This window comes from Arthrobacter sp. UYCu723 (genome assembly GCF_054059215.1).
The window spans coordinates 2931421-2954560 of the sequence record NZ_JBSSBW010000001.1 but is presented as its reverse complement, the minus strand read 5'-3'; the positions used below and the strand labels follow the sequence as shown (position 1 = coordinate 2954560).

The 23140-nt window shown below is 69.9% G+C and carries 23 protein-coding genes; 6 read left to right on the top strand and 17 right to left on the bottom strand.

Going from position 1 to position 23140, the window contains the following annotated elements; all coding sequences use genetic code 11:
• Window positions 1-61 precede the first annotated feature (61 nt).
• The 10 genes from hemL to hemE form a co-directional block, all read right to left on the bottom strand.
• Window positions 62-1393: a glutamate-1-semialdehyde 2,1-aminomutase gene (gene hemL, locus ACVWZ8_RS13955; protein WP_456504941.1), complete on the bottom strand. Its 1332-nt coding sequence runs from the start codon at window positions 1391-1393 to the stop codon at window positions 62-64.
• Window positions 1394-1430: 37 nt separating this feature from the next.
• Window positions 1431-2534 (bottom strand): LLM class flavin-dependent oxidoreductase, encoded by a 1104-nt coding sequence (locus tag ACVWZ8_RS13950; RefSeq protein WP_456504940.1) that lies wholly within the window; start codon window positions 2532-2534, stop codon window positions 1431-1433.
• Window positions 2534-3514, bottom strand: a complete 981-nt coding sequence (gene hemB / locus ACVWZ8_RS13945) for a porphobilinogen synthase (RefSeq protein ID WP_456504939.1) — start codon at window positions 3512-3514, stop codon at window positions 2534-2536. Before hemB ends, ACVWZ8_RS13950 begins: the two co-directional genes overlap by 1 nt.
• Window positions 3511-4485, bottom strand: coding sequence for a uroporphyrinogen-III synthase (locus tag ACVWZ8_RS13940; protein WP_456504938.1), 975 nt, complete (start codon window positions 4483-4485; stop codon window positions 3511-3513). Before ACVWZ8_RS13940 ends, hemB begins: the two co-directional genes overlap by 4 nt.
• Window positions 4486-4505: 20 nt before the next feature.
• On the bottom strand, window positions 4506-5504 hold the full coding sequence (gene hemC, locus ACVWZ8_RS13935; RefSeq protein WP_426978791.1) for a hydroxymethylbilane synthase: 999 nt from the start codon (window positions 5502-5504) through the stop codon (window positions 4506-4508).
• Complete coding sequence (locus ACVWZ8_RS13930) at window positions 5501-6787, bottom strand: ferrochelatase (RefSeq protein ID WP_426978792.1); 1287 nt, start codon at window positions 6785-6787, stop codon at window positions 5501-5503. Before ACVWZ8_RS13930 ends, hemC begins: the two co-directional genes overlap by 4 nt.
• Window positions 6784-7509 (bottom strand): hydrogen peroxide-dependent heme synthase, encoded by a 726-nt coding sequence (gene hemQ / locus ACVWZ8_RS13925; RefSeq protein ID WP_426978794.1) that lies wholly within the window; start codon window positions 7507-7509, stop codon window positions 6784-6786. Before hemQ ends, ACVWZ8_RS13930 begins: the two co-directional genes overlap by 4 nt.
• Before the next feature lie 112 nt (window positions 7510-7621).
• Window positions 7622-8431, bottom strand: coding sequence for a hypothetical protein (locus tag ACVWZ8_RS13920; RefSeq protein ID WP_456504937.1), 810 nt, complete (start codon window positions 8429-8431; stop codon window positions 7622-7624).
• A gap of 151 nt (window positions 8432-8582) precedes the next feature.
• Window positions 8583-10055, bottom strand: coding sequence for a protoporphyrinogen oxidase (hemG, locus tag ACVWZ8_RS13915; RefSeq protein WP_456504936.1), 1473 nt, complete (start codon window positions 10053-10055; stop codon window positions 8583-8585).
• A gap of 5 nt (window positions 10056-10060) precedes the next feature.
• Window positions 10061-11197, bottom strand: coding sequence for a uroporphyrinogen decarboxylase (gene hemE, locus ACVWZ8_RS13910; RefSeq protein WP_426978798.1), 1137 nt, complete (start codon window positions 11195-11197; stop codon window positions 10061-10063).
• Between the two features lie 158 nt (window positions 11198-11355).
• On the opposite strand from hemE, the gene ACVWZ8_RS13905 reads away from it, so the two are divergent.
• Entirely contained in the window at window positions 11356-12693 is a 1338-nt protein-coding gene (locus ACVWZ8_RS13905) for a glutamyl-tRNA reductase (protein ID WP_426978799.1), read from the top strand.
• Window positions 12694-12699: 6 nt separating this feature from the next.
• Here ACVWZ8_RS13905 and ACVWZ8_RS13900 read toward each other — a convergent pair whose 3' ends face one another.
• Window positions 12700-13728, bottom strand: a complete 1029-nt coding sequence (locus tag ACVWZ8_RS13900) for an SDR family NAD(P)-dependent oxidoreductase (RefSeq protein WP_426978800.1) — start codon at window positions 13726-13728, stop codon at window positions 12700-12702.
• A 42-nt stretch (window positions 13729-13770) separates the two neighbouring features.
• On the bottom strand, window positions 13771-15006 hold the full coding sequence (moeB, locus tag ACVWZ8_RS13895) for a molybdopterin-synthase adenylyltransferase MoeB (RefSeq protein ID WP_456504935.1): 1236 nt from the start codon (window positions 15004-15006) through the stop codon (window positions 13771-13773).
• Window positions 15007-15090: 84 nt separating this feature from the next.
• Between moeB and ACVWZ8_RS13890 the strand changes: the two genes are divergently transcribed.
• The 3 genes from ACVWZ8_RS13890 (at window position 15091) to ACVWZ8_RS13880 (ending at window position 16411) form a co-directional block, all read left to right on the top strand.
• Window positions 15091-15759 carry a TetR/AcrR family transcriptional regulator gene (locus ACVWZ8_RS13890; RefSeq protein ID WP_426978802.1) on the top strand — a complete coding sequence of 223 codons (669 nt, stop codon included), beginning with the start codon at window positions 15091-15093 and terminating at the stop codon, window positions 15757-15759.
• A gap of 61 nt (window positions 15760-15820) precedes the next feature.
• On the top strand, window positions 15821-16045 hold the full coding sequence (locus ACVWZ8_RS13885) for a DUF3107 domain-containing protein (protein ID WP_426978803.1): 225 nt from the start codon (window positions 15821-15823) through the stop codon (window positions 16043-16045).
• 63 nt (window positions 16046-16108) lie between these two features.
• Complete coding sequence (locus tag ACVWZ8_RS13880; RefSeq protein ID WP_456504934.1) at window positions 16109-16411, top strand: hypothetical protein; 303 nt, start codon at window positions 16109-16111, stop codon at window positions 16409-16411.
• A gap of 64 nt (window positions 16412-16475) precedes the next feature.
• Here the strand turns inward: ACVWZ8_RS13880 and ACVWZ8_RS13875 are convergent, their stop codons facing one another.
• From ACVWZ8_RS13875 to ACVWZ8_RS13860, 4 genes are read right to left on the bottom strand one after another with little or no spacing between them, the layout of a single operon-like run.
• Window positions 16476-17150, bottom strand: coding sequence for a 4a-hydroxytetrahydrobiopterin dehydratase (locus tag ACVWZ8_RS13875; protein WP_426978805.1), 675 nt, complete (start codon window positions 17148-17150; stop codon window positions 16476-16478).
• Window positions 17151-17199: 49 nt separating this feature from the next.
• Entirely contained in the window at window positions 17200-18018 is an 819-nt protein-coding gene (locus ACVWZ8_RS13870; RefSeq protein ID WP_456504933.1) for a thiazole synthase, read from the bottom strand.
• Between the two features lie 5 nt (window positions 18019-18023).
• The gene (gene thiS / locus ACVWZ8_RS13865) at window positions 18024-18260 is read right to left on the bottom strand and encodes a sulfur carrier protein ThiS (RefSeq protein ID WP_426978807.1); all 237 of its coding nucleotides are present in this window, start codon (window positions 18258-18260) and stop codon (window positions 18024-18026) included.
• Window positions 18257-19759 (bottom strand): FAD-dependent oxidoreductase, encoded by a 1503-nt coding sequence (locus tag ACVWZ8_RS13860; RefSeq protein ID WP_456504932.1) that lies wholly within the window; start codon window positions 19757-19759, stop codon window positions 18257-18259. Before ACVWZ8_RS13860 ends, thiS begins: the two co-directional genes overlap by 4 nt.
• A 152-nt stretch (window positions 19760-19911) precedes the next feature.
• Between ACVWZ8_RS13860 and thiE the strand changes: the two genes are divergently transcribed.
• Window positions 19912-20631, top strand: a complete 720-nt coding sequence (gene thiE, locus ACVWZ8_RS13855) for a thiamine phosphate synthase (RefSeq protein WP_456504931.1) — start codon at window positions 19912-19914, stop codon at window positions 20629-20631.
• A gap of 20 nt (window positions 20632-20651) precedes the next feature.
• On the opposite strand, the gene ACVWZ8_RS13850 is transcribed toward thiE, so the two are convergent.
• Window positions 20652-21323: a ferritin-like fold-containing protein gene (locus ACVWZ8_RS13850; protein WP_426978810.1), complete on the bottom strand. Its 672-nt coding sequence runs from the start codon at window positions 21321-21323 to the stop codon at window positions 20652-20654.
• A gap of 41 nt (window positions 21324-21364) precedes the next feature.
• Between ACVWZ8_RS13850 and ACVWZ8_RS13845 the strand changes: the two genes are divergently transcribed.
• Entirely contained in the window at window positions 21365-22858 is a 1494-nt protein-coding gene (locus ACVWZ8_RS13845; RefSeq protein ID WP_456504930.1) for an RNB domain-containing ribonuclease, read from the top strand.
• The last annotated feature ends 282 nt before the right edge of the window (window positions 22859-23140 follow it).

Here is a 23140-nt window from a genome sequence, read left to right as displayed (position 1 = left end):
GTGCCATAGGTAGTTAATAACGACGCCGGATCCGGCAGCGGTGTCTTTGCACCCTTCGGGACTAGGCCTTTGCTGCGGCCGCGGCCTTCGCGGCGGCGGGCAGGGCGTCGAAGATCCGGTTCATGGCGGCGTCGTCGTGCGCCGCGGAGAGGAACCAGGCCTCAAAGACCGACGGGGGCAGGTAGACGCCGGAGTCCAGCATGGAGTGGAAGAACGGCGCGTACCGGAAGACCTCCTGCCCCTGCGCATCGGCGTAGTTGTGGACCCCGTGGGCGGACGTGCCGAAGGCCACCGAGAACAGGTTCCCGGCGCGCTGGATCGAGTGGTCCACGCCGGCCGCGTCCAGCGCCGAGGACAGCGCCGCGGACAGCTCCAGTGAGCGGGCGTCCACGAAGGAGTAGACCTCCGGGGTTGCATGGGTCAGGGTTGCGACCCCTGCGGCCATGGCCACCGGGTTACCGGAGAGGGTGCCCGCCTGGTAGACGGGGCCCAGCGGGGCGAGGTAGTCCATCACGTCCGCGCGTCCGCCGAGTGCCGCCGTCGGCATGCCGCCGCCGATCACCTTGCCGAAGGTCAGCAGGTCCGGGGTCCACGGCTGGTCCGCGCCGGCCGCGCCGCCGGTGAGGCCCCAGTAGCCGGAGTAGCCGGTCCGGAAACCGGTCAGGACCTCGTCGAGGATCAGCAGGGCCCCGTGTTCGCTGGTGATGCGGGACAGGCCGGCGTTGAAGCCCTCGCCCGGGGTGACGACGCCCATGTTCGCGGGCGCGGCCTCGGTGATCACGGCGGCAATGTTCCCGCCGTGCTTGGCGAAGGCGGCCTCGACGGCGTCGAGGTCGTTGTAGGGCAGCACGAGGGTCTCCGCGGCGGTCGCGGCCGTGACACCGGCGGAACCCGGGAGCGCCAGGGTGGCGACGCCGGAGCCGGCCGCCGCGAGGAGCCCGTCAAGGTGGCCGTGGTAGCAGCCGGCGAACTTGATGATGAGGTCGCGGCCGGTGAAGCCGCGGGCCAGCCGGACGGCGGTCATGGTCGCCTCGGTGCCGGTGGACACCATCCGGACCCGCTCGGCGGCGGGGACGCGTTCCTTGACGATCGCGGCGAGGTTCGCCTCGTCCGGCGTCGAGGCGCCGAAGGACAGTCCGCGGTCGACGGCGGCGTGCACCGCCGCCAGGACGGCCGGGTGGGCGTGCCCCAGCAGCGCCGGGCCCCAGGAGCAGACGAGGTCCACATACTCGGCGCCGTCGGCGTCGGTCAGGTACGGACCCTTGGCGGAGACCATGAACCGCGGCGTCCCGCCGACGGAGCCGAAGGCGCGCACGGGCGAGTTGACGCCGCCCGGCATCAGCTGGCGGGCGCGGTCGAAGAGTTCCTCATTGCGAGGGTGGCTGGAAGTCATGGTTCCTATTCTTTCAGTTGCTGTCACTGGGCTGTTCTTACCGGGCCGGGGAAGCCGCGGCGAGCAGGGCAGCCACGCGGGGCGCCACCTCGGTGCCGAACAGTTCGATGGACCGCATCATGGCGGCGTGCGGCAGCGTGCCGTTGCTGTACTTGAGGTCGAAGCGGTCCACGCCCAGGTTCTTCTTGAGCAGGGCGATCTTCGCGGCGACGGTTTCCGGCGACCCGACGTACAGGGCGCCCTCCGGCGTGCACATCGCATCGAATTCGCCCCGGTTGCCCGGGCCCCAGCCGCGCTCGGAGCCGATCCGGTTCCGCTGCTGGAGCCAGTGCGGGAAGAACTCCTCCCGCGCTTCCTCGTCGGTGGCGGCAACGTGGCCCGGTGAATGGGTGGCCATCTGCTGCATCGGGTGGCCGTACTTGGCCATCGCCTCGCGGTAGAGGTTGGCAAGGGGCGCGAAGGACCGCGGTTGGCCGCCGATGATGGCGAAGATGATCGGGTAGCCGTACTCGGCGCAGCGCAGCACCGACTCCGGGGTCCCGCCGACGCCGATCCAGGCCGGCAGCAGATGGTGTTCCAGCGGCGGGTAGACACTCAGCCCGTTGATGGCGGGCCGGGTGCGGCCCTCCCACTGCACGGGTTCCTGCGCCCGGACCTTGTCGAAGAGCTCAAGCTTTTCCTCGAACAGGACCTCGTAGTCCGCTAGGTCGAGGCCGAACAGCGGGAAGGACTCGATGAAGGAGCCGCGGCCCAGCATGACCTCGGCCCGGCCGCTGGAGATGGCGTCCACGGTGGCGAAGCGCTGGAAGACCCGGATCGGGTCATCGGAGCTGAGCACGGTCACGGCCGAGCCGAGCCTGATGTTCTTGGTCCGGGCGGCCGCGGCGGCGAGGAAGACCTCGGGCGCGGAGACCGCGAAGTCGCGGCGGTGGTGCTCGCCCACGCCGAAGGCATGCAGCCCGGCCACGTCCGCAAGCTCGGCCTGTTCCAGCAGCTGGCGCAGCACCTGGGCGTGCGGGACGGGGTGCCCGTCGGGAAAGACCCCGACGTCGCCGAAGCTGTTCAGTCCCAGCAGGATGCGCCCCGGACCTACGGGGGCGGTGGGGTTCGCCCCGGACGCCGTGTCAGTCGGAGTGCTCATCAGGACTCCTTAAGCCAGCCGGCGAGTTCGCTCGCCCAGTAGGTCAGCACCATGTTGGCCCCGGCGCGCTTGATGCCCAGCACGGATTCGGTGATCGCGGCCCGGCGGTCGATCCAGCCGTTGGCAGCGGCGGCCTCGATCATCGAGTACTCGCCGGAGATCTGGTACGCCGCGACCGGAACGGGGCTCATGGCGGCGACGTCGGCGAGGATGTCCAGGTAGCTCATGGCGGGCTTCACCATCACGATGTCGGCGCCTTCGGCGAGGTCCAGCTCGACCTCGAGGAGCGCTTCGCGGCGGTTGGCGGCGTCCATCTGGTAGGTGCGGCGGTCGCCCTTGAGCTGCGAGTCGACGGCCTCCCGGAAGGGACCGTAGAACGCGGAGGCGTACTTCGCGGCGTACGCGACGACGGCGGTGTTGGCGTGCCCGGCTTCCTCCAGCGCCTGCCGGATCACGGCGACCTGGCCGTCCATCATGCCGGAGGGGCCCAGGACGTGGGCGCCGGCCTCCGCCTGCGCCACCGCCATCCGGCCGTAGATCTCCAGGGTTGCATCGTTGTCCACGTAGCCGTTGGCATCGAGCACGCCGCAGTGGCCGTGGTCGGTGAATTCGTCGAGGCAGACATCGCTCATGATGACGAGCTCGTCGCCGACTTCGGCCCGGACGTCGCGGATGGCCTTGTTCAGCACGCCGTCGGGGTCCAGCGAGGCCGTGCCGGTGGCGTCGCGGACTGCGGGGATCCCGAACAGCATGATGCCGCCGACGCCCAGCTGAACGGCCTCGGCCGCGGCACGCTTGAGCGAATCGGTGGTGTGCTGCTGCACGCCGGGCATCGAGGCGATGGGGTTCGGCTCGGTGAGCCCTTCGCGGATGAAGGCGGGCAGGATGAGCTCCGCGGCTGAGAGGCGGTGTTCAGCCGTCAGCCGGCGCATGGCCGGGGTGGTGCGGAGCCGGCGTGGGCGGTGGGTCGGGAAGCTCATATGGTGTCCTTTGCTGAGGGCTCTGCGACTGACTGATGAGGTGGTGATGGCTGGGGGTCCAGGGACCGGACGACGGCGGCGACCAGGCCGGAGGCGGTCGGCTCCTCGGCGACGGCGGCGACGGCGAGCCCAAGGGACTCTGCCTCGGCCGCCGTCGAGCGTCCGATGGCGACGAAGCGGCAGCTGCCCAGCGGGGCGAGGTCCGTGTGGATGCGGCGGGCGGCGCTGGGCGAGGCGGCAACGACGGCGTGCATGTGGCCGGCGGCTATTTCGGCTTTCGCTTCGGCGGCGGTGAGCACGGCGGCCGCCGGTGCGTCCGGCCCTGGTGGATCAGCCGGCTGCTGCAGTGCCGGCTCGTAGGAGGGCAGGCTGCGGCGCGGGTCGGCCGGGTAGTCGACGGTGTTGTAGGCGGTGACGGCCTGGACGGAGGCGCCGCGGGCTTCGAGGCCCCTGCGGAGCCGCGGGTCGGCAATGTCCGCCTGGGGCAGGAGCACGCTGCCCTGGTTCTCGGGCCAGATGTCGAGCAGGCCCGTTCCGGATTGCTGGCCCGTGGGCGCAAGGTCGACGCTGATGCCGCGGGATTCAAGCACACGGCGTGTCGCCGGGCCGATTGTGGCCACCAGGACGCTGCCGGGCAGCCAGCTGGCCAAATCCACACCCCGTTCGGCCGCCTTGGCTTCGAGGGCCTGGACGGCGGTCACGCTGCTGACCACGAGCCAGCTGTAGGCGCCGGCCCCCAGGGCATCGAAGGCGACATCGAGGGAATGCTGGTCGCGGGCCTGTTCGAAGTCGATCAGGGGCAGCAGCAACGGATCGGCGCCGACCTTGCGCAGGGCCGCGACAAGTTCCCCGGCACGGTCAGGGCTGCGGGCGACGAGAACCCTGGCGCCCTCGGGCACCCTCATGTGTTGTGGCACGTCCGGCATGTCTTGTGGCATGTCCGGGTGGTTGCGGTCGCTGTGCCGTCCCATGAATTGATGGATTCCGCGGTTCAGGAAGCGGTCAGGTCCGCGATGCCGGCGGCCCCGCGGGCCAGCAGGACCTCCGCCAGTTCGATCCCGAGCAGGGTTGCCCCGACCTCGGTGAGACCGTCGGTGGCCCTCTTGTCGCGGATGCTTGCCGTGCCGTCAACCGCGCAGACCACCGCTTCGAGATGCAGCATGCTGCCCTTGCGGTAGGCGCAGGCGCCCACCGGGGCGGCACACCCGGCCTCCAGCCGGGCCAGCAGCGCGCGTTCGGCCGTGACGGCGAGGCGGGTGTCCGGATCGTCGAGGGCTGCGAGGGCCTGCGCCAGCGCGCCCTGGGACCCTTCGGTGGACCCGGCCCGGCGGGGCGCATCGGCGGTGCGGCATTCGATCGCCAGCGCCCCCTGCCCGGCGGCAGGCAGCATGACATCGGTCTCGAGGTACTCGCTGACCGTGTCCAGCCGGCCGATCCGGTGCAGCCCGGCGGCGGCGAGCACGACGGCGTCGAGGTCGCAGGACTTGCCGTCCACGACGGCGTCGTTCGTATTGCCCGGCAGACCGGGAACGCGGCCCAGGCGGGTGTCCACGTTGCCCCGGATGTCCCGGATGTCCAGGTCCGGCCGCACGGCGCGCAGCTGGGCTGCCCGGCGCGGGGAGCCGGTGCCCACAGTGGCCCCGGCGGGCAGGTCGGCGAGCGTGAGTCCGTCGCGGGCGCAGAGCACGTCCCGGACGTCGGCGCGTTTCGGCGTGGCCGCGAGGCTCAGTCCGAGGGCGGGACCGGTGGGGAGGTCCTTGAGCGAATGCACCGCAATGTCGCATTTGTCCTGCAGCAGGGCATCGCGCAGCGCGGCGACAAAGACGCCGGTGCCGCCCAGCTGGGACAGCGAGCCTTTGAGCACGTCGCCCTCGGTCCGGATGTGGACCAGCTCCACCGGGAACCCGCCGACGGCGGCCAGCTGGTCCGCGGTCTGCTGGGTCTGGGTGAGGGCCAGTTTGCTGGCGCGGGTGCCGATCCGGACGGTCACGGGGTGCCCTGGCCCGCTGCCGAAGCGGAGCTGCCGGCGGCGGCGGAGGATACGGCCGGGTAGGGGTCGTGGCCGGTGCCGACGGTGGTGTCGGCTCCGGCGATCGTCGGTTTCTCGCCGCGGAAGTTGGCGCAGCAGCCCGGGCGGCAGACGTCGTACCAGGGGCCGAGATTGGTCAGGTGCGGCCGTTCGGCGATGTTGTTCGCGGCGGTCCGCTCGCAGATCAGGTCGACGATCCCGGCGACAAACTTGCGGTGCGTCCCGGGGGTGGCGACGCGGGTGGCGGCGAGTCCGAGCTTGGCACAGGTCTCCAGCGCCTCCGTGTCCAGGTCCCAGACGACCTCCATGTGGTCGCTGACGAAGCCCAGCGGCACGATCACGATCCCCTTGACTCCCTGGCCCGCGAGTTCTTCGATGGCGTCGTTGATGTCGGGTTCGAGCCACGGCATGTGCGGGGCGCCGGAGCGGGACTGGTAGACGAGGGACCACGGCGCGGTGAGGCCCGTCTCGGCCTCCACCCGGCGGATGACCTCGCTGCCGGAGGCCAGGTGCTGCGCGATGTAGGCGGAGTCCTCGTCGAAGTGGCGGGGCTCGCCCTCGGAGCGCCCGGCGGCCTCGGCATCCCGGGTGGGGATGGAGTGCGTCGCGAACAGGATGTGCACCGGTGCGTCGGGGGTGCCGGCCGCGGCGAGCTGGGTGCGGACGTCGGCGAGGCCGGAAGCGGTGCCCTCGATGAAGGGCTCCACGAAACCGGGGTGGTCGAAGTACTGGCGCACCTTGTCGACCTCGAGTTGTCCGTCGAGTCCGGTTTCGGTCAATGCGATGCCGATGTCCTCACGGTACTGGCGGCAGCTGGAGTAGCAGGAGTAGGCACTCGTGGTGACCATGAGGATCTTGCGGTGCCCGGCGTCGAACATGTCCTGGAGGGTCTGCGGGAGGTAGGGATCCCAGTTGCGGTTGCCCCAGGACACCGGCAGTTTGATCCCGCGGGCGGCAAGTTCGGCTTCGATGCCGGTCTTGAGTTCGCGGTTCTGCTGGTTGATCGGGCTGATGCCGCCGTTGGCCCGGTAGTGGTGCGAGACCTCTTCGAGCCGCTCGTCCGGGATCCCGCGGCCGCGGGTGACATTGCGGAGGAACGGGATGACGTCCTCCTGGCCTTCGGGTCCGCCGAAGGAGGCGAGGAGCACGGCGTCGTACTCCTTGGGGGCCATCCGGCCGGCCTCGGTGACGGTGTTCACGGCGGTAACCCCGAGGACGGATTCCAAGGGATCCAGCGGGCTCATGCAAGGACCTCGGCAATCTCGGCGGCGGTGACCCGGCGGCCGGTGTAGAAGGGGATTTCTTCCCGGACATGGTGGCGGGCTTCGGTGGCCCGAAGGTGGCGCATCAGATCCACGAGGTCCACCAGCTCGGGCGCTTCCAGTCCGAGGATCCATTCCCAGTCACCCAGGGCGAAGGACGAGACCGTATTGGAGATGACCTGCGGGAAGTCGCGGCCCAGCATGCCGTGGTCGCGGAGCATGGCGCCCCGTTCGGCGTCCGGCAGCGTGTACCACTCGTAGGAGCGGACGAAGGGGTAGACGCAGAGCCACTCTGCCGGTTCGACGCCGCGGGAGAAGGCGGGGGTGTGGCTCTTGGCGAACTCAGCCTCGCGGTGCACGCCCATGGCGGACCAGACGATGTCGGTGCCGGCGAACAGCTTGCTGCGCCGGATGTCCCGGACTGCCCGCTGGAGGGCCTCCGGCTGGGGACCGTGCAGCCAGACCATGACGTCGGCGTCCGCCCGCATCGCGGAGACGTCGTAGCTGCCGCGGTGGACCACGCCGGCCTCGGAGAGGTGCCCGATGAGGGCCTCGAAATCCTCGGCAGCATCGCCGCTGCGCAGGACGTCGGCGGAGCGCTTGAACACCGTCCAGAGCGTAAAGAACTGCTCGGCTGATTCTTCGGTTGCTGTTTCGGTGACTGATCCGGTTTTAGTGACAGATTCGGCAGAAGTGTGGCTCATGGATACCAGTCTGCCCCTTCGCCGCAATGAAGTCGAAAAAGAGAACTTCTACAACGCGTAGAAGTGCTCGAATTCACAGTTTTTCGAATTTCGGCCAGCGGTGGCGCACGGCTCAGACCCTGCGCATCCTCACGACGACGACGCCGGCGATCACGGACAGCGCGACGAGGCAGATCCCCCAGCCGAGCAGCGGGGACGGCCCGGCTTCCTCCACGGCGGAGGTTGCCTGCATCGAGGTGCTGCCGGAGTGGCCCTTGGCCCCGGGCCGCGAAGCTGACGGCGAAGAGCCTGGCTCCGCCGCCGGCGACGTGCCCGCACCCGCGGGCGCCGGCTCCCCGGCCGTTCCGGGGGTGGTGGACGCGGCGGGTGCCCCCGGAGCCTCAGCCCCGGCTGCGGCTTGGTCGGCACCGGAGGACGGCCCCTGCCCTGCCGCCGTGCCGTTGCCCGGTTGGGCGGCGGGCGTGCCGTTGCCCGGCTGGGCGGCGGGCGTGCCGTCGGCGGCCGGGGCAGCGGGCTGCGGGGCGGGCTGCGGGGCGGCCGGCTGGGTCCCGGCCGGAGGGTCCTGGGGGGCTGCCGGCTGCGCCGGGGACTGCCGCGGCGCGGCCGGCGACTGGCTCGGCGTCTCGGCGTCGTCAGGGTCGTCGCTGCGCTCAGGCTGCGGCGAGGGTGACGCGTGCTTCGTCGGCGTCGGCTGTGGTGAAGACGTGGGCTGTTCTGACGATGTCGGCTGCTGCGACGGCGTCGGCTGCGGGGACCCGAGCAGGCCGTCGAGGAGGTCGTCGAGACCGAGGGTAAGGGAGCGCCCCGCCGGCGTCACGGACGGCGCTGAAACCGGGACAGAAATTGAGGCTCCGGCGGCGGCGTGCGCGGCAGGAACTCCTGCGGATAGAGCCAGCACCGTTCCGAGCGCGGCAGTTGCCATGACGCGTCGAAGTCCCCCATGGTGACCGGCCTGCGTCTTGGAAACGTTGGACCTGAGTATAACCATGGTCATCGACCCTAACCGGTATCAGCTTCCGGGGGAATTTTGACGGACGTGCGGTGAACGTGCTCAACGCCGCCGGAAGCGCCGCTTAAGGCAGTAGACTGCGCAGCTGTTTCGGCGTGTCGGCGACTATCGCGGCAAGCCCGTTGCCGGACAGCCAGCCGCCCACCACGGCCAGGGTGCCGTCCGCCGCGCAGATCTCCCGGACTTCAGCCACGCGCCGTTTGTGCCCCAGGGATGCGAAGGGCAGGGCACCGGACCAGCGCACCACGTCCCAGCCCACGACGTCGCCGGCCGTGACGGGCACAGTGAGCAGGGCCGAGGCGTCTTTCAGGGCCGCTTCGAACAGCTCGTCGTCGGTTTCCGGCTCCGGGGCGCTCGCCGCGCCGTGCCGCGTGCCGCGTCGGCCGTAGGAGAGCCGGAGGACGTGGGTGCCGGGGCCGGTCCGCTCGGCGAGCCAGCCCCACTTCGCGGTGGCATGCGTGAGGGCCTTGGCCTGGATGCCGGGGCTCTGCGGCGCCACGAGGACGCCGGTGCCGCGCGGCGCGGCGTCGAGTTCCGGCAGGTCCACCACGAGGGTGACTAGGCCGACGTCCGGTCCGGCGGCGGGGCGTCGGGCGGCGAGCTCGGGCAGGGTGTCCGCGAGCAGTCCGACGGCGGCCGGGCCCTCCACGGCGACGACCAGCAGCCCGGCGTCGTACGCCGTGTCCCCTGAGGTGACGTGCCAGCCGTGCGGCGTGCGCGCCACGGCGTCTGCCGGGGTGGCGCTGAGCAGCGTGACGCCGCGACGGCGCAGATCGGCCACGAGCGCGGCAACCAGCGTGTTCATCCCGCCCCGCAGCCCGGCGACGGCGGAGCCCGCCTTCTGCAGCCCCGGTTGCTGGGGTCCTGTTTTTTGGGGAGCAGCCCCTCCCCTGCGCTGGGCCGCCACGGCGGCAGCGAGGGAGCCGTGCCGGCGGATTCCGGCGCGCAGGCCCGGCGCCACCATGTCGACGTCCAACAGCGCGGGATCGGCCGAGTGGACGCCGCCGACGACCGGCGCCACGAGGCGGTCCAGGACGCGCCTGCCCATCCGTGCCCGGACCAGCGCCGATACGCTGGTGACATCGGCGGTTGTGCCCAGCGAAGCGGGCAGCAGCGCATCCACTGAGGCCCGCAGTGAACCGAGCAGGCCCAGCGATCGCCGGACCTCCGGATCCCAGGGGTTGGCCGGAATGCCCAGCACTCCGGTCTTCGGCAGTTCCCGTGGCCCGTCAGGCAGCTGGACCCAGGCGCCGCCGGGATTCGGCGGAACAATGTCGCCTGCGAGGCCCAGCTCGGCGGCGAGGTCCGCCACGGCGGAGGATCGGGTGGCGAAGGACTCGGCGCCGCTGTCCAGGGTCAGGCCGGCCACGACGTGGCTGCCCACGCAGCCGCCCCAGTCCCCGGAGGCTTCCAGGACGGTGGTGCGGACACCGGCGCCAGCCAGCTCTCGGGCAGCGAGCAGGCCGGAGATCCCGCCGCCCACCACCACGGCGGTGGTGCCCGGTGCAGCCGCGCCTGCGTCTGCGCCTGCGCCCATGGCGTCTACTCCGGGGAAATCGAGTGGATCAGTTCGACGACGCGCGTCAGCACCGTCGGATCCGTGTCCGGCGGCACGCCGTGGCCGAGGTTCATGACGTGGCCCGGGGCCGCGGCGCCGGCCGCGATCACCTCGCGGACGTGGGCTTCAAGGACGTCCCAGGGCGCGGAGAGCAGCGCCGGGTCGATGTTGCCCTGCAGCGGCACCGTCCCGCCGAGGCGGCGGTTGGCTTCGTCCAGCGGCAGCCGGTAGTCCACCCCCACGACGTCGACGCCGACGTCGCGCATGGCCACGAGCAGTTCCGAGGTGCCGGTGCCGAAGTGGATCAGCGGTGCCCCAAGGTGCCGCACATGGTCCAGGGCGCGGGACGACGCCGGCGCAACAAAGCGTTGATAGTCGGCCAGGCCCAGCGATCCGGCCCAGGAGTCGAAGAGCTGCGCGGCGGAGGCGCCGGCTTCCAGCTGCGCCCGGAGGAACATGCCGGAGGCGTCCGCGGCCCAGTTGGCCAGGGCGGTCCAGGTTTCAGGGTCGGCGTGCATCATCGTGCGCGGGCCGAGGTGGTCGCGGGAGGGCTTGCCTTCCACCATGTAGGCCGCCAGGGTGAACGGAGCGCCCGCAAAGCCGATCAGCGGGGTGCTGCCCAGCCGGGCCACGGTCAGCCGGACGGCTTCCCGGATGGGCTCAAGGGCTTCCCACGTCAGCTGCGGGAGCGCGGCGACGTCCGCAGCGGTCCGCACCGGCTTGTCCAGGACCGGGCCCACGCCGGGAACGATGTCCACGCCGACGCCGGCCAGTTTGAGCGGAATCACGATGTCGGAGAAGAAGATGGCAGCATCGACGTCGTGGCGGCGGACCGGCTGCAGGGTGATCTCGGCGGCGAGCTCGGGGCGCAGGCAGGAGTCCAGCATGCCAACGCCCTCGCGCACCTTGAGATATTCGGGCAGCGAGCGGCCGGCCTGGCGCATGAACCAGACGGGGCGGCGGGAGGGCTTGCCGCCGCGGTAGGCGGTGATCAGCGGGGAGTCGGCGGTGCGGCCGTCCATCAGCGGGTGCCCGGCATCGAGGCCGCCGGTCTCGTGGGTGGACGTGCCGATTTCAGACGTGCTGGTGGTGCCGTCGGTTGCCGCAGCGCTAGGAGTCATGACTTCGATTGTGCCCAAATTCGGCCCCAAAAGATAACGACAGCCTGTCACCAGGGCCGGCGCGGGCGCCGCCGTGGCGGGAATCACAGGCCAGCATACGCGGTCCCACGCGTGATTGTTGTTCTACGCGGACGCGAAAAAGCTATGATTGACCTGCTGTGGTTCTTTTTTCATTGGTGGCGACTCACGCCGATATCGACCTCGAGACCGTTGCTCAACTGAGCACCGGCGCTTCAGAGCTCGCCACATCCGCCCTCGCCGGATCGCCGGCCGTGGCGGGTGCCATTGTCCTTGCCACGTGCAACCGCTTCGAAATCTACGGTGAGGCGCCCCGTCCCGACGACGTCGATGCAGCCCGCGCGGCCCTCATCTCCCAGATCAGCGGCTCCACCGGACTCAACGAACAGCTCGTCTCCCGCTCCTTCAACACCCGGACCGGCTCCGAAGTCAGCCAGCACCTGTTCTCCGTCAGCTCCGGCCTTGACTCCGCCGTCGTGGGCGAGCGCGAGATCGCAGGCCAGGTCCGCCGGGCCCTGATCACCGCCCAGCACGAGGGCACGGCAAGCTCCGGCCTCGTCCGGCTCTTCCAGGCTGCCTCCAAGACCGCCAAGGACGTCGGCGCGCAGACCGCGCTTGGCTCCCGGGGACTCTCGATTGTGTCCGTGGCCCTGGACCTCGCCACCGAGCTGTCCGAAAACCCGGACTGGGCCACCAAGAAGGCCGTGGTCTTCGGCACCGGCGCCTACGCCGGTGCCACCATGTCGCTGCTGCGCGAACGCGGCTGCACGGACGTTTCCGTCTTTTCGTCCTCGGGCCGCGCGGCAGGCTTCGTCGCCACCCGCGGGGGCACGGCCCTGGACAGCGCAAGCCTCCCCGCCGCCGTCGCGGCCGCGGACGTCATGATCGGCTGCAGCGGCTCGGACACCCGGGTTGAAGCGCCGGATCTTGCCCGGGTCCGGGCTGACTCGCAGCAGCCGCTGATCGCCATCGACCTCGCCCTCACCCACGACTTCGATCCTGCCGTGGGCGAGCTCGACGGCGTCGAGCTCCTCACCCTGGAGTCCGTGCGCCTCGCCGCCCCGCAGGAACAGTCCGAGTCGCTGGAGCAGGCGAGCAGCATAGTCGCCGGCGCTGCCAGCGCCTTCGAGCAGGAGCGTGAGGCACGCTCTGTGGACTCCGCGATCGTCGCGCTGCGCCGGCACACCATGAACGTACTGGAGGCGGAAATGGAAAAGGTCCGTGCCCGCCACGGCTGCACTGCCGCGGCGGAGGAAGTCGAGTTCGCCCTGCGCCGGATGGTCAAGCAGCTGCTGCACGTGCCCACCGTCCGTGCCCGGGAGCTTGCCGCCAACGGCCAGCAGGAACATTACGTCGCGGGCCTCGAAGCGCTTTATGGCATCACGGTCGAGCAGCCCGCCGCCCGGGCGGCCGAAGCAGAGTGCCCGGTCGACCACAGCCAGCTGCCCGGGGCAGCAGGCAAGCGGGAAACGGCGTAGCTCGCGCTAACGGCCCCGGCCGAAGGCGTTGATTCCGGTCAGCTCCGCCGACAACGTCCACAGCCGGGCCGCATCCGCCCGGTCCACGGCGTGCGCGTCCACCCCCCTGATCCGTGCCTCCGGGGAGCCGGACTCCGTGGGTTCCGCGACGTCGCAGTCCTCGCAGTACACACCGCCCTTGCCTTCGAGCGCCGGGGAGGTTGCTGCCCACACGGACGTCGCGGCGCCCTGCTCCGGTGATTTGAACCGCGCGTCGACGTTTCCCTCTTCGTCCATCCAGCCGGAGGCGATCATTTCCTCGCGCGGGAGGTGACGCTGCAGCTCCGTCATGATGCCGCCCGGATGCACCGCGAAGGCCCGCACGCCGGAGTCCTGCCCGAGCTCGTCAAGCTGCACGGCGAAGAGCGAGTTGGCCGTCTTGGCCTGCCCGTACGCCTTCCACTTGTGATAGCCGGTGTCGAAGTTGATGTCATCGAAGCGGATCGGGGAGATCTTGTGCCCCGTCGAGGACAGCGAAACCACCCGGGCGCCGGGGCCTGCGGCCAGCGCGGGCCACAGCAGGTTCGCGAGGGCAAAATGGCCCAGGTGGTTGGTGGCGAACTGCGACTCCCAGCCGGGCCCCACCCGGCGTTCCGGGCTGGCCATGATGGCGGCGTTGTTGATCAGGATGTCCAGCCCGCGTCCGGCCGCCAGGAAGCCGGACGCCAGGAAGGTTCCAACAAATTCCTTGACGCTGGACTGGTCCGCGAGATCCAGCTCCGCCACGCCTACTTCCCCTTCAGCCGTTCCGGCAGCCAACCCGGCCGCGTCCAGGACCTCGCGGGCATGCTCCGGGCGCCGTGCCGGCACCATCACCCTGGCACCGGCGGAGCTCAGCGCCCGGACGGTCTCCAGGCCCAGCCCGGAGTACCCGCCGGTGACGATGGCGGTCTTCCCGGAGAGATCGATGCCCGCAATGACCTCGGCCGCCGTCGAGTCCCGGCCGAAGCCGGAGCCGATCTTGCGCTGACGGGTCCGGGTGCTTTCTTCGCTCATGTCATGCCTTTCCGGGAACGGCTCAGGCTCAATCGAGGCTTTTCAGTACACCGGCTTCCCGGGTTCCACGTCCCGCACCCAGGCCAGGATTCCGCCGTCGAGATGGCTGACCCGTTCGTAGCCGGCGGCGCGTGCCGCCGCGAGGACGGCGGCCGAACGGGTTCCGCCCTTGCAGTGGAACACGATGTCCATGTCCTGCGGCAGCTCGTTCCAGGCCTCCCCGGCCAGGATGCGGCCCTGCGGGATCAGCACGGCCCCGTCGATCCGGACGATCTCGTACTCCCCGCTCTCGCGCACATCCACGAGGTGGAAGTCCTTGAGCCCGGCCTTGCGGGCGGCCAGCAGGGTGGCGAGCTGGGTGGCTGTGACGGTGTGTTCGGTACCGGCGTCGGCGGAGGGGGTGATGCCGCAGAAGGCCTCATAATCGGTGAGTTCCGTAATGCGATCCGCCTCCGGGTCCCGGGACACCTTGATTTCGCGCCAGGTTCCGCCCAGGGCGTCGAAGAGCGCCACCCGCCCCAGCAGGGACCGCCCGACGCCGGTGATGAGCTTGACGGCCTCCGTCACCATGAGCGATCCGACGGCGGCGCACAGCATGCCGAACACCCCGCCTTCCCCGCACGACGGCACGGAGCCGGCCGGCGGCGCCTCCGGGTACAGGTCCCGGTACGTCGGCCCGTGCTTCTCCCAGAAGACGCTGACCTGCCCGTCGAAGCGGAAGATCGACCCCCAGACGTAGGGCTTGCCGAGGATCGCGGCGGCATCGTTGACGAGGTAGCGGGTGGCGAAGTTGTCGGCGCCGTCGAGAATCAGGTCGTAGCCGGCGAACAGCTCCAGGGCGTTGGAAGCGTCGAGCCGGACGTTATGCAGCCGGACGTCGACGAGCGGGTTCAGCGCTGCAATGGCGTCGCGGGCCGACTCGATCTTGGGCCGCCCGACATCCGCGACGCCATGGATCACCTGCCGCTGGAGGTTACTCAAGTCCACGACGTCGTCGTCGATGATGCCCAGGGTCCCCACTCCGGCAGCGGCCAAGTATAACAGCGCGGGTGAACCGAGGCCGCCGGCGCCGATGACGAGCACCTTGGCGTTCTTCAGCCGGCGCTGACCGAGGGACCCGATCTCCGGAATAATCAGGTGCCGGGAGTAGCGTTCCACCTCTCCCGGGCTGAGGTCTCCCGCCGGTTCCACGAGTGGACCAGGCACTCGATCAATCAGCGGATCAGGCAGCGGATCCGTGGTTGCGGGTGCGGCGTGTGCAGTGAACTTGGAAGCCATACTTCAATCTATGCCCGAAGATACCGCCAGGTCATATTACCCGCGCGTAAAGTGAACGTAACAGCAAGCGAAAGAAGGCCGACAGTGGTTCATCAGGCACCGGTTGAACATGGTCCTGCCGGGAAGCCGGCGTCCGGGCAGGCCCGGAGCGGCGGACACCGGTCGGCGCGTCTCCCCCGCGACGAACGCCGGGCGCAATTGCTGGCTGCCGCCCAGGAAGTCTTCGTTGCCAACGGTTACCACGGTGCCGCGATGGATGAAATTGCCGAGACCGCGCATGTGAGCAAACCGGTGCTCTACCAGCACTTCCCCTCCAAGCGTGAGCTCTACCTGGCGCTGCTGGACAGCCATCTGAGCAAGCTCATCGATCTGCTGCTGGGGGCGCTGAACTCCACCACGGACAACGATGAGCGCGTCCAGGCCGTCATGCGGGCCTATTTCCGGTTCATCGCCAGCGACGACCAGGCCCACCGTCTCGTCTTCGAATCGGATCTGATCAACGATCCCGACGTGAGCGCCCGGCTGGAGGCGTTTAACAAGACTTTCGCCGACGCCGTCGCGGGGGTCATCGCCGAGGACACCAAGCTGCCCGAGCTGGAAGCCCAGCTGCTGGGCCGCGGACTCGCCGGAATGGCCCAGGTCAGCGCACGGTACTGGCTGGAAACTGACGGGAATCTCGATCTCGATGTGGCCAGCGACCTGATCTACCGTTTAGCTTGGCGCGGAATCTCCCGCTTCCCCAAGGAGTCCTAGGCTACAAATAGAGATGACCCTTTGATATTTATTGGACTTTGATTGGCTGGGAGGCCTTGCTGTGGAAGTAAAGATCGGCATTCAGAACATCGGCCGCGAAATTGTGCTGGAATCGGCGCAGGATGCTGACGCCGTGGCCAAGGTGGTTGCAGAGTCCCTCGCCAAGGGCACCGAGCTCCGCCTCACGGATGAGAAGGGCCGCCAGATCATCATCCCGGCGAATGTCCTGGGCTACGTTGAAATCGGCGCTGAAGAGCAACGCCGCGTCGGTTTCGGCGCCCTCTAGCCACCGCGGAGCGCTGCTGCCGTTCGCGGAACTGCCGTTCCCACCAGAAGTAGGAGTCCGAATATGCTGTCCCTGATTGTGGTTGCCATGGTGACCGTGGCCGCGGGCTTCGTGGTCTGGGCCAACGACAAGCGGCACTCCAAGTACGGCATCAGCGTCCCGGCGGGTGTTGCCGTCGCCGCCGGGATGCTGAGCTGGATCATTTTTATGGCGGCCGGGCTCGGCTACCAGCCGGGCCTGACCTGGATTCCGTGGGTCCTGCCCATGGTCATCGGCACGGCGGCCGCCGCCGCAGCGGTGCTGTACCTCGGCCGGCACCGCACCCGCCAGGACACATCCCGGCTCACCGCCATCCTGCGTCTCTAGCGCGCCGCCGGCCGGGCTATCAGGCGGGCCGGCCGGGCTATCAGGCGGGCCCTCCGGCCTGCTATCAGGACCCCGGCTCGTGCGGCCCGTGGCCTTCCTCGGTGCAGAGGCAGAGCCTGTTTCCCTGCGCATCCGTGACCACCACCCAGGCGGGTGCGTGGTCATGGTTCATTAACGCCCCCGTGGCCGCTGTCTTCTCCAGCGCCGGCGCGGACTCGGCCTTACTGCGGTGGATATCGAGGTGAAGGCGGTTGGCGTTGGGCGTGGACGTCTCCTGGAACCAGAGTGCGGGGCCGCGCCCGTAGGGGTCCAGGAGGTCAGCGGAGCTGACCCTGCGGTAGCCCAGGGCCACCCGCCAGACCTCGGAAATCGCCGCCGGGTCCTCGGTATCGATGGCCACCTCGACGGTCCGGTGCAGGCCCGGCTCCGCGGTGGCGCCGAGCCGGGCTGCCGCCTCGCTGGCCGCCGCCGCGGCCGCGGTGTCCCGTGGCGTGACCTGGCTGCCGGCGTCGTGGGAGCTGTAACGAAGAAATACCCGGTTGTACCGCCAGTCCAGGTCCGGGTGGTGGTCTTGTTCTTCGGCCAGGCGGCCGAGCGCGGCCATCAGCTCAAGCGCCGCGGCCGATGTCGGCGCCTTGTAGACCGTCACCAGCCCGCCGAGGCGGTATCTCCAGTCCGGCAGTCCGGCCAGGGCGGCATCGACCTGGCTCTGGCTGAGGACGTCGTCGGTGGTTCCCATATCGGCTCCCTTGCTGGCTGGGTTTGCGGGTCCGGGCCCGAAGCTGGGCCTAGAGGAATTCGGCCCGTCCTTCCATGGCGGAGGATGCGAGCGCGTGCTCCCGGCGCGGGATTCGGCCCGCCTTTTTCGCCAGCCTACCCGCCATGACCGCATGCTTGAAGGCCTCCCCCATGAGCGCCGGATTCTGGGCCCGGGTCACCGCGGTGGCCAGCAGCACGGCATCGCAGCCGAGCTCCATGGCCAGGGCCGCGTCCGAGGCGGTGCCGATACCGGCGTCCAGGACCACGGGCACCGAAGCCCGGGAGACAATCAGCTCGATGTTGTGCGGGTTGAGAATGCCGAGCCCGGTCCCGATCGGTGAGCCCAGCGGCATCACGGCGGTGGCGCCAAGGTTCTCCAGCCGGAGGGCCAGGACCGGGTCGTCGTTGGTGTAGGCAAAGACCTTGAAGCCGCGTCCCACGAGCTGCTCGGTGGCGTCGACGAGTTCCACGGCGTCCGGCAGCAGGGTGTGCTCGTCGGCGATGACTTCCAGCTTCACCCAGTCGGTTTCGAGGGCCTCGCGGGCCAGTTCGGCGGTCAGCACGGCGTCCCTGGCGGTAAAGCAGCCGGCGGTGTTGGGCAGCACGCGGATGCCGTGGTCCACGAGAAGCTGGAACAAGGAGCCTGCCTCGGCGGGCGAGTAGCGGCGCATGGCGACGGTGGTCAGTTCCGTGCCCGACGCCACGAGGGCCGTCCCGAGGCCGTCCAGGCTCGGCGCTCCGCCGGTCCCCATGATCAGCCGCGAACCGAGCCGCACGCCGTCGACAACGAACGGATCGTGGGTGCCCGGCGATGCTTCCGGGGCTGCTGAACGTGTGGTTGCTTCCATGGCCGTCATCCTCCCTGTACTGCCGTGACCAGCTCGACGTCGTCGCCGTCGGCGAGCGCGGTGCCGTGCCATTGGCTGCGGGGCACCACCTCGGCGTTGCGGGCCACAGCGACGCCGAGCTTCTTTCCATCCGCGGACTGGCCGTTCGGGGCCAGCGTCCGCCCGGTGACCTGGCTGACCAGGGTGCTGACGGAGGCACCGTCGGGGACGGTGTGCTCCGAGCCGTTGAGGCTGATGTTCATAGCGTTTCCTTGCTGTGTTCTGGATTGCTGTGTTCTGGATTGCTGTGTTCTGGATTGCTGTGTTCTGGAGGGCTGTGTTCTGGAGGGCTGTGTTCTGGAGGGGGGCGCGTGCCTGGGAGCCTGGGGTCTGGGGGCTGGGAACCGGCGGAGAATCTGTCCGGCCGGAAGTTCGCCCAGCGCGGGTCTGCCGTGCTGTCCAGCAGCTGCCGGCAGATCCGCGCGGCCGCCGGGGTCAGCAGGATGCCGTGCCGGAAGAAGCCGGTGGCGATGATCAGTCCCCCGACGTCCCCGTCGCGGCCCGGCGACCGGTCCGCGACGCGGCCCAGCAGCGGGGCGTTGTCCGGTGTTCCGGGCCGCGCCCTGGCGGTGGCCTCCAGCAGTTCCAGCTCGGCGACGGCGGGGAGCAGCTGCTGGGCGTCCCGCAGCAGCTGGTAGACGCCACCTGCGGAGACCGCGCCGGCCGAGACAGCACCGGTGCCGGGCGCATCGGGCTCCGAGAGCGTGTCCTCGCGCTGGGTCGCCCCGATCACCACGGTGCCGTCCTGCCGGGGGACGATGTACACCGGCACGCCGCGGACCAGGCCGCGCACCGTGGAGCCCAGCAGCGGCCGCAGATGCGCGGGGACCCGGAGCCGGAGGATGTCGCCGTGGACCGGCCGCAGCGGCAGGTCCAGCCCCGCGGGCAGGCCCGCCAATCCCGCGGCGCCCAGCCCGTTGGCCACGATGGTCTCCCGGGCCCGGACCTTCCCGCCGCCGGCCAGGCTGACCCCGCTGACCCGCCCGTCCTCCCACCGCAGTCCGGCGGCGCGCCGGGGAACCAGGCAATACTGGCTGTCAGCCGCCAGCAGGGCTGCGATCCGGGCGAGCAGGCGGCGCGGATCCACCTGGTGGTCGGCGGGAATGTCGAAGGCGCAGGAGATGCCCGGACTCAGCAGTGGCTCGCGTCCGCGTGCCTCGCGGACGGTCAGGGGCTGCACCGCGAGTCCGCAGGCCTGCTGCACGGTCCGGAGATCGGCGAGCGCCCGGCGGTCGGCCGCGTCGGCGCCGACCACGAGGGTCGGCGTCGTGAGGTATCCGGTCCCGGCGGCTGTTCCGCGGTCCGTCCCGCTGTCCGCGGGGACGCCGTCCGTCCCGCTGTCCGCGGGGACGCCGTCCGTCCCGCTGTCCGCGGGGACGCCGTCGTCTCGCTCCAGATCGGCCGCAAAGTCAGGCCACAGCCGTGAGGATTCGAGCATGAGCTCCAGCAGGCCCTCCTCCTGGTAGTGGAGTTCACTCACGGGGGCGAGCATGCCGGCGGCTGCCCAGCTCGCGCCACTGCCGGGGGCGTCATCGATCAGGGCAACGGAACGGCCGGACTGCCTGGCGGCCCAGGCGATGCCATGGCCGACCACCCCGCCGCCGATCACGGCAACGTCGTAACATTCCCCGGCTGTGACGTCATCAGGTGCGTCGTCAGCGGCGTAACAGTTCGTAAGGTCAAAACTGGCTGGGGTGCCCATGGAGGTTTCCTTCCCTACGCCGGTACTAGCCGGATCAGGTCAAGCGGTCGGCTCTGACGCCCTCTCAGCCCTCCGGCGTCGAACGCCAGTGGCGAACGGCTGCAGCGGGCTCCCGCGGTATGGCCCCAGTTTAGAGGAACTAGGCTGGGGGCATGAGCCAGGATGACGTCCACACCACCGCCCGCCTGTACCTGTGCACCGACGCCCGCAAGGACCGCGGCGACTTCGAGGCCTTCGTGGACACCGCCTTTGCCGGCGGCGTCGACATCATCCAGCTGCGCGACAAGTCCCTGGAGGCGGCCGAGGAACTCGAACTACTCACGGTCCTGCATCAGTCAGCCCACCGGCACGGTCGCCTGTGGGCGGTTAATGACCGCGCGGACCTCGCCTCACTGTCCGGCGCGCCGGTCTTCCACATCGGACAGAAGGACATCCCGCTCGGTGCCGCCCGGGGCTTCCTCGGCAAGGACACCGTGATCGGGCTGTCCACCCACAGCCCGGAGCAGGTGGATGCCGCCATTGCGTCCTCCCCCGGCCGCAGCGGTCTGGACTACTTCTGTGTGGGGCCGGTGTGGGCCACACCCACCAAGCCCGGCCGCGCCGCCGTCGGTCTTGAACTGGTGCGTTACGCCGCTGAGGCGATCCGCCGCGCAGAGGCGGCAGCCCCCGGCAAGGTCGACGGCGCGGTTAACAGTAGGGTCAAAGGCGTGGTGCCCTGGTTCGCCATCGGCGGCATCGACTTGGGGAACGTGGAGCAGGTGGTGGAGGCCGGTGCACGCCGGATCGTGGTGGTCCGGGCCATCACCGAGGCTGATGATCCCGCCGACGCCGCCCGCGCCCTGCTCGCCTCCCTCGACGCCGCGGAGTCCTGAGACCGGAGGCTACCCGGCGCCTACCCGGCGAGCCCCAGCTGCAGCATCCGGTTTGAGTGATTGGCCGCGAGTTCGGCGGTCAGTTCGCGGACCAGCTCCCGGGACCGCTCCTCGTCCGCCGCGATCAGGCCGCCGAGGAACGCGTGCTCGAAGCTGACACGCCGGGCCTGGGTCAGGGTCTCCCCGAGCAGACGCCTCGCCCATAGCGCCAGCCGCGACGCCAGCCGCGGGTCGTCGGCCAGGGCCGTCTTGAGCCGCTCCCGGAGCACCGCGGTCGTCTCCTCATCGGCCTGGATCCGCTCCACCAGTTCGCGGGTCGAGGCGTCGACATGGCGGGCCACGGCCCGGTAGAAATCGGCGGAGACGGTGTCGATCACGTAGGCCTTCATGAGCGATTCGAACCAGTCGGCGGGGCGCGTGCGTTCGTGGAAGTGGTCCACGGAGGGCTGGAAGGGCAGCATGGCGGCCTCCGGGTCCAGGCCCATGTCCTCAAGCCTGGCACTGACCAGTTCATAGTGCTGGAACTCGATCACGGCAATCCTGCCCAGCACCGCACGGTCGTGCAGGGTGGGCGAGTAGCGGGCGTCGGAGGACAGTCGTTCGAAAGCCGAAAGCTCTCCATAGGCCATCACGCCCAGCAGATCCCTGAGAAAGCTGTTGTAGCGGGCAGGATCGGCCGGGGATGTGCTCATGATCCAAGACTAATCGCGGGAATCGGGCTAATCTGATTTTCGTGTCCCATCATCGCCTGACCCCCAGCGTCCACCGGCAAGAGAGCCAGCTTGCCCTGGCGCTGAACTCGCTGCGCACCACGCTGGAACTGCCGGGCGCCTTCCCCGAGGACGTCCTCCGGGAGGCCAAGGAGGCCGTGGGCGGGCACGAACTGCCGGAGCTGGATTTCACCCACATCGAGTTCGTGACCATCGATCCGGAATCCTCCACCGACCTGGACCAGGCCGTCCATATAGCCCGCACCGGTGCGGGCTACAAGGTGTACTACGCCATCGCCGACGTCCCCTCCTTCGTGACCCCCGGCGGGGCGCTCGACGCCGAGACCCGCCGCCGCGGCCAGACCTTCTACACCCCGGACGGCCGGATCCCGCTGCATCCGGAGGTCATCAGCGAGGAAGCCGGCAGCCTGCTCGCCGGCCAGCTGTGCGCCGCCTTCGTCTGGGAATTCGAGCTGGATGCCGCCGCCGAGGTCTCCTCGGTGCTGGTGCGCCGGGCCCAGGTCCGCAGCCGGGCCAAGCTCAATTACCAGGGGGTCCAGGCGGAGCTCGACGCCGGCACCGCGGCGCCCGTGCTGCAGCTGCTGAAGGAAGTCGGGATCAAGCGGGTGGAGCTCGAACGGCTCCGCGGCGGCGCCAGCCTGAACATGCCGGAACAGGAAATCGAGCAGCTGCCCGACGGCGGCTACCGGATCGTCGCGGCCCCGCCCCTGCCGGTGGAGGACTGGAACGCCCAGATTTCGCTCATGACAGGCATGGCGGCGGCCGGGATCATGCTCGAAGGCAAGGTCGGGATCCTGCGCACCATGCCCGCACCGGACGAGAACTCGCTGGCGCACTTCCACCGCCAGACCCGCGCCCTGGGCAAGCCCTGGGACGGCGAAATGAGCTACGGCGAATACCTGCGCACCCTTGACCCGACGGACCCGCAGCAGCTGGCGATCGTGCACTCGGCCGGCATGCTGTTCCGCGGGGCCGGCTACACGCCCTTCGACGGAACCGTTCCGGACGCCGCCATCCAGTCCGCCATCGGCGCCGCCTATGCGCATTCCACCGCGCCGCTGCGCCGGCTGATCGACCGCTTCGTGCTGGTCATCTGCGAGGCGCTCAGCAACGGCGCGGACGTTCCCGCCTGGGCCCGCGAGGCGCTGCCTTCGCTGCCCTCGATCATGGCGGCCTCGGACCAGCTCGCCGCCAAACTGGAGCGCTTGTCCCTGGACACGGTGGAGGCGGCCTTGCTGAGCAACCACATCGGCCAGGAGTTCGACGCCGTCGTCATCTCCGGTTCCAAGCCGGCCAAAAACGGGAACGGCAACGGAAACGGCAAGCACGGGAACGGGAACGGGAACGGCAACGGGCCGTCCGGGATCGTCCAGATCGCCGAGCCGGCCGTGACCGCACGGTGCCCCGGCGAGCTGGAATCAGGCACCCAGGTCCGGGTCAGGGTCCTGTCGGCCGACATCGCCAGCCGGGAGGTCCGGCTGGAACTGGTGGGCTGATCCCACGTTGTTCCGGCAGGCTTTCCGCGCTCCCTGCCAGCCACCGGCACGGTCAACGGCACGGTCAATTGCGCGGCCAGTCGAGGTTCCGGGCTGCGTACAGCTAGACTGAAAGGGTAGATATGGATGCCCGGTCGTTGATTTCCATGATTTTCGAATTCAACAAGCCCGCCCCTACGCGATCTTGAGATAGACCCGCTGGTCCCCAGTGCCAGCATTTAGATAGCCCGCGATCGGCTTCCACTGGATTTGCTTGCGCGCCTGAGCGTGCTCCGGAACGGC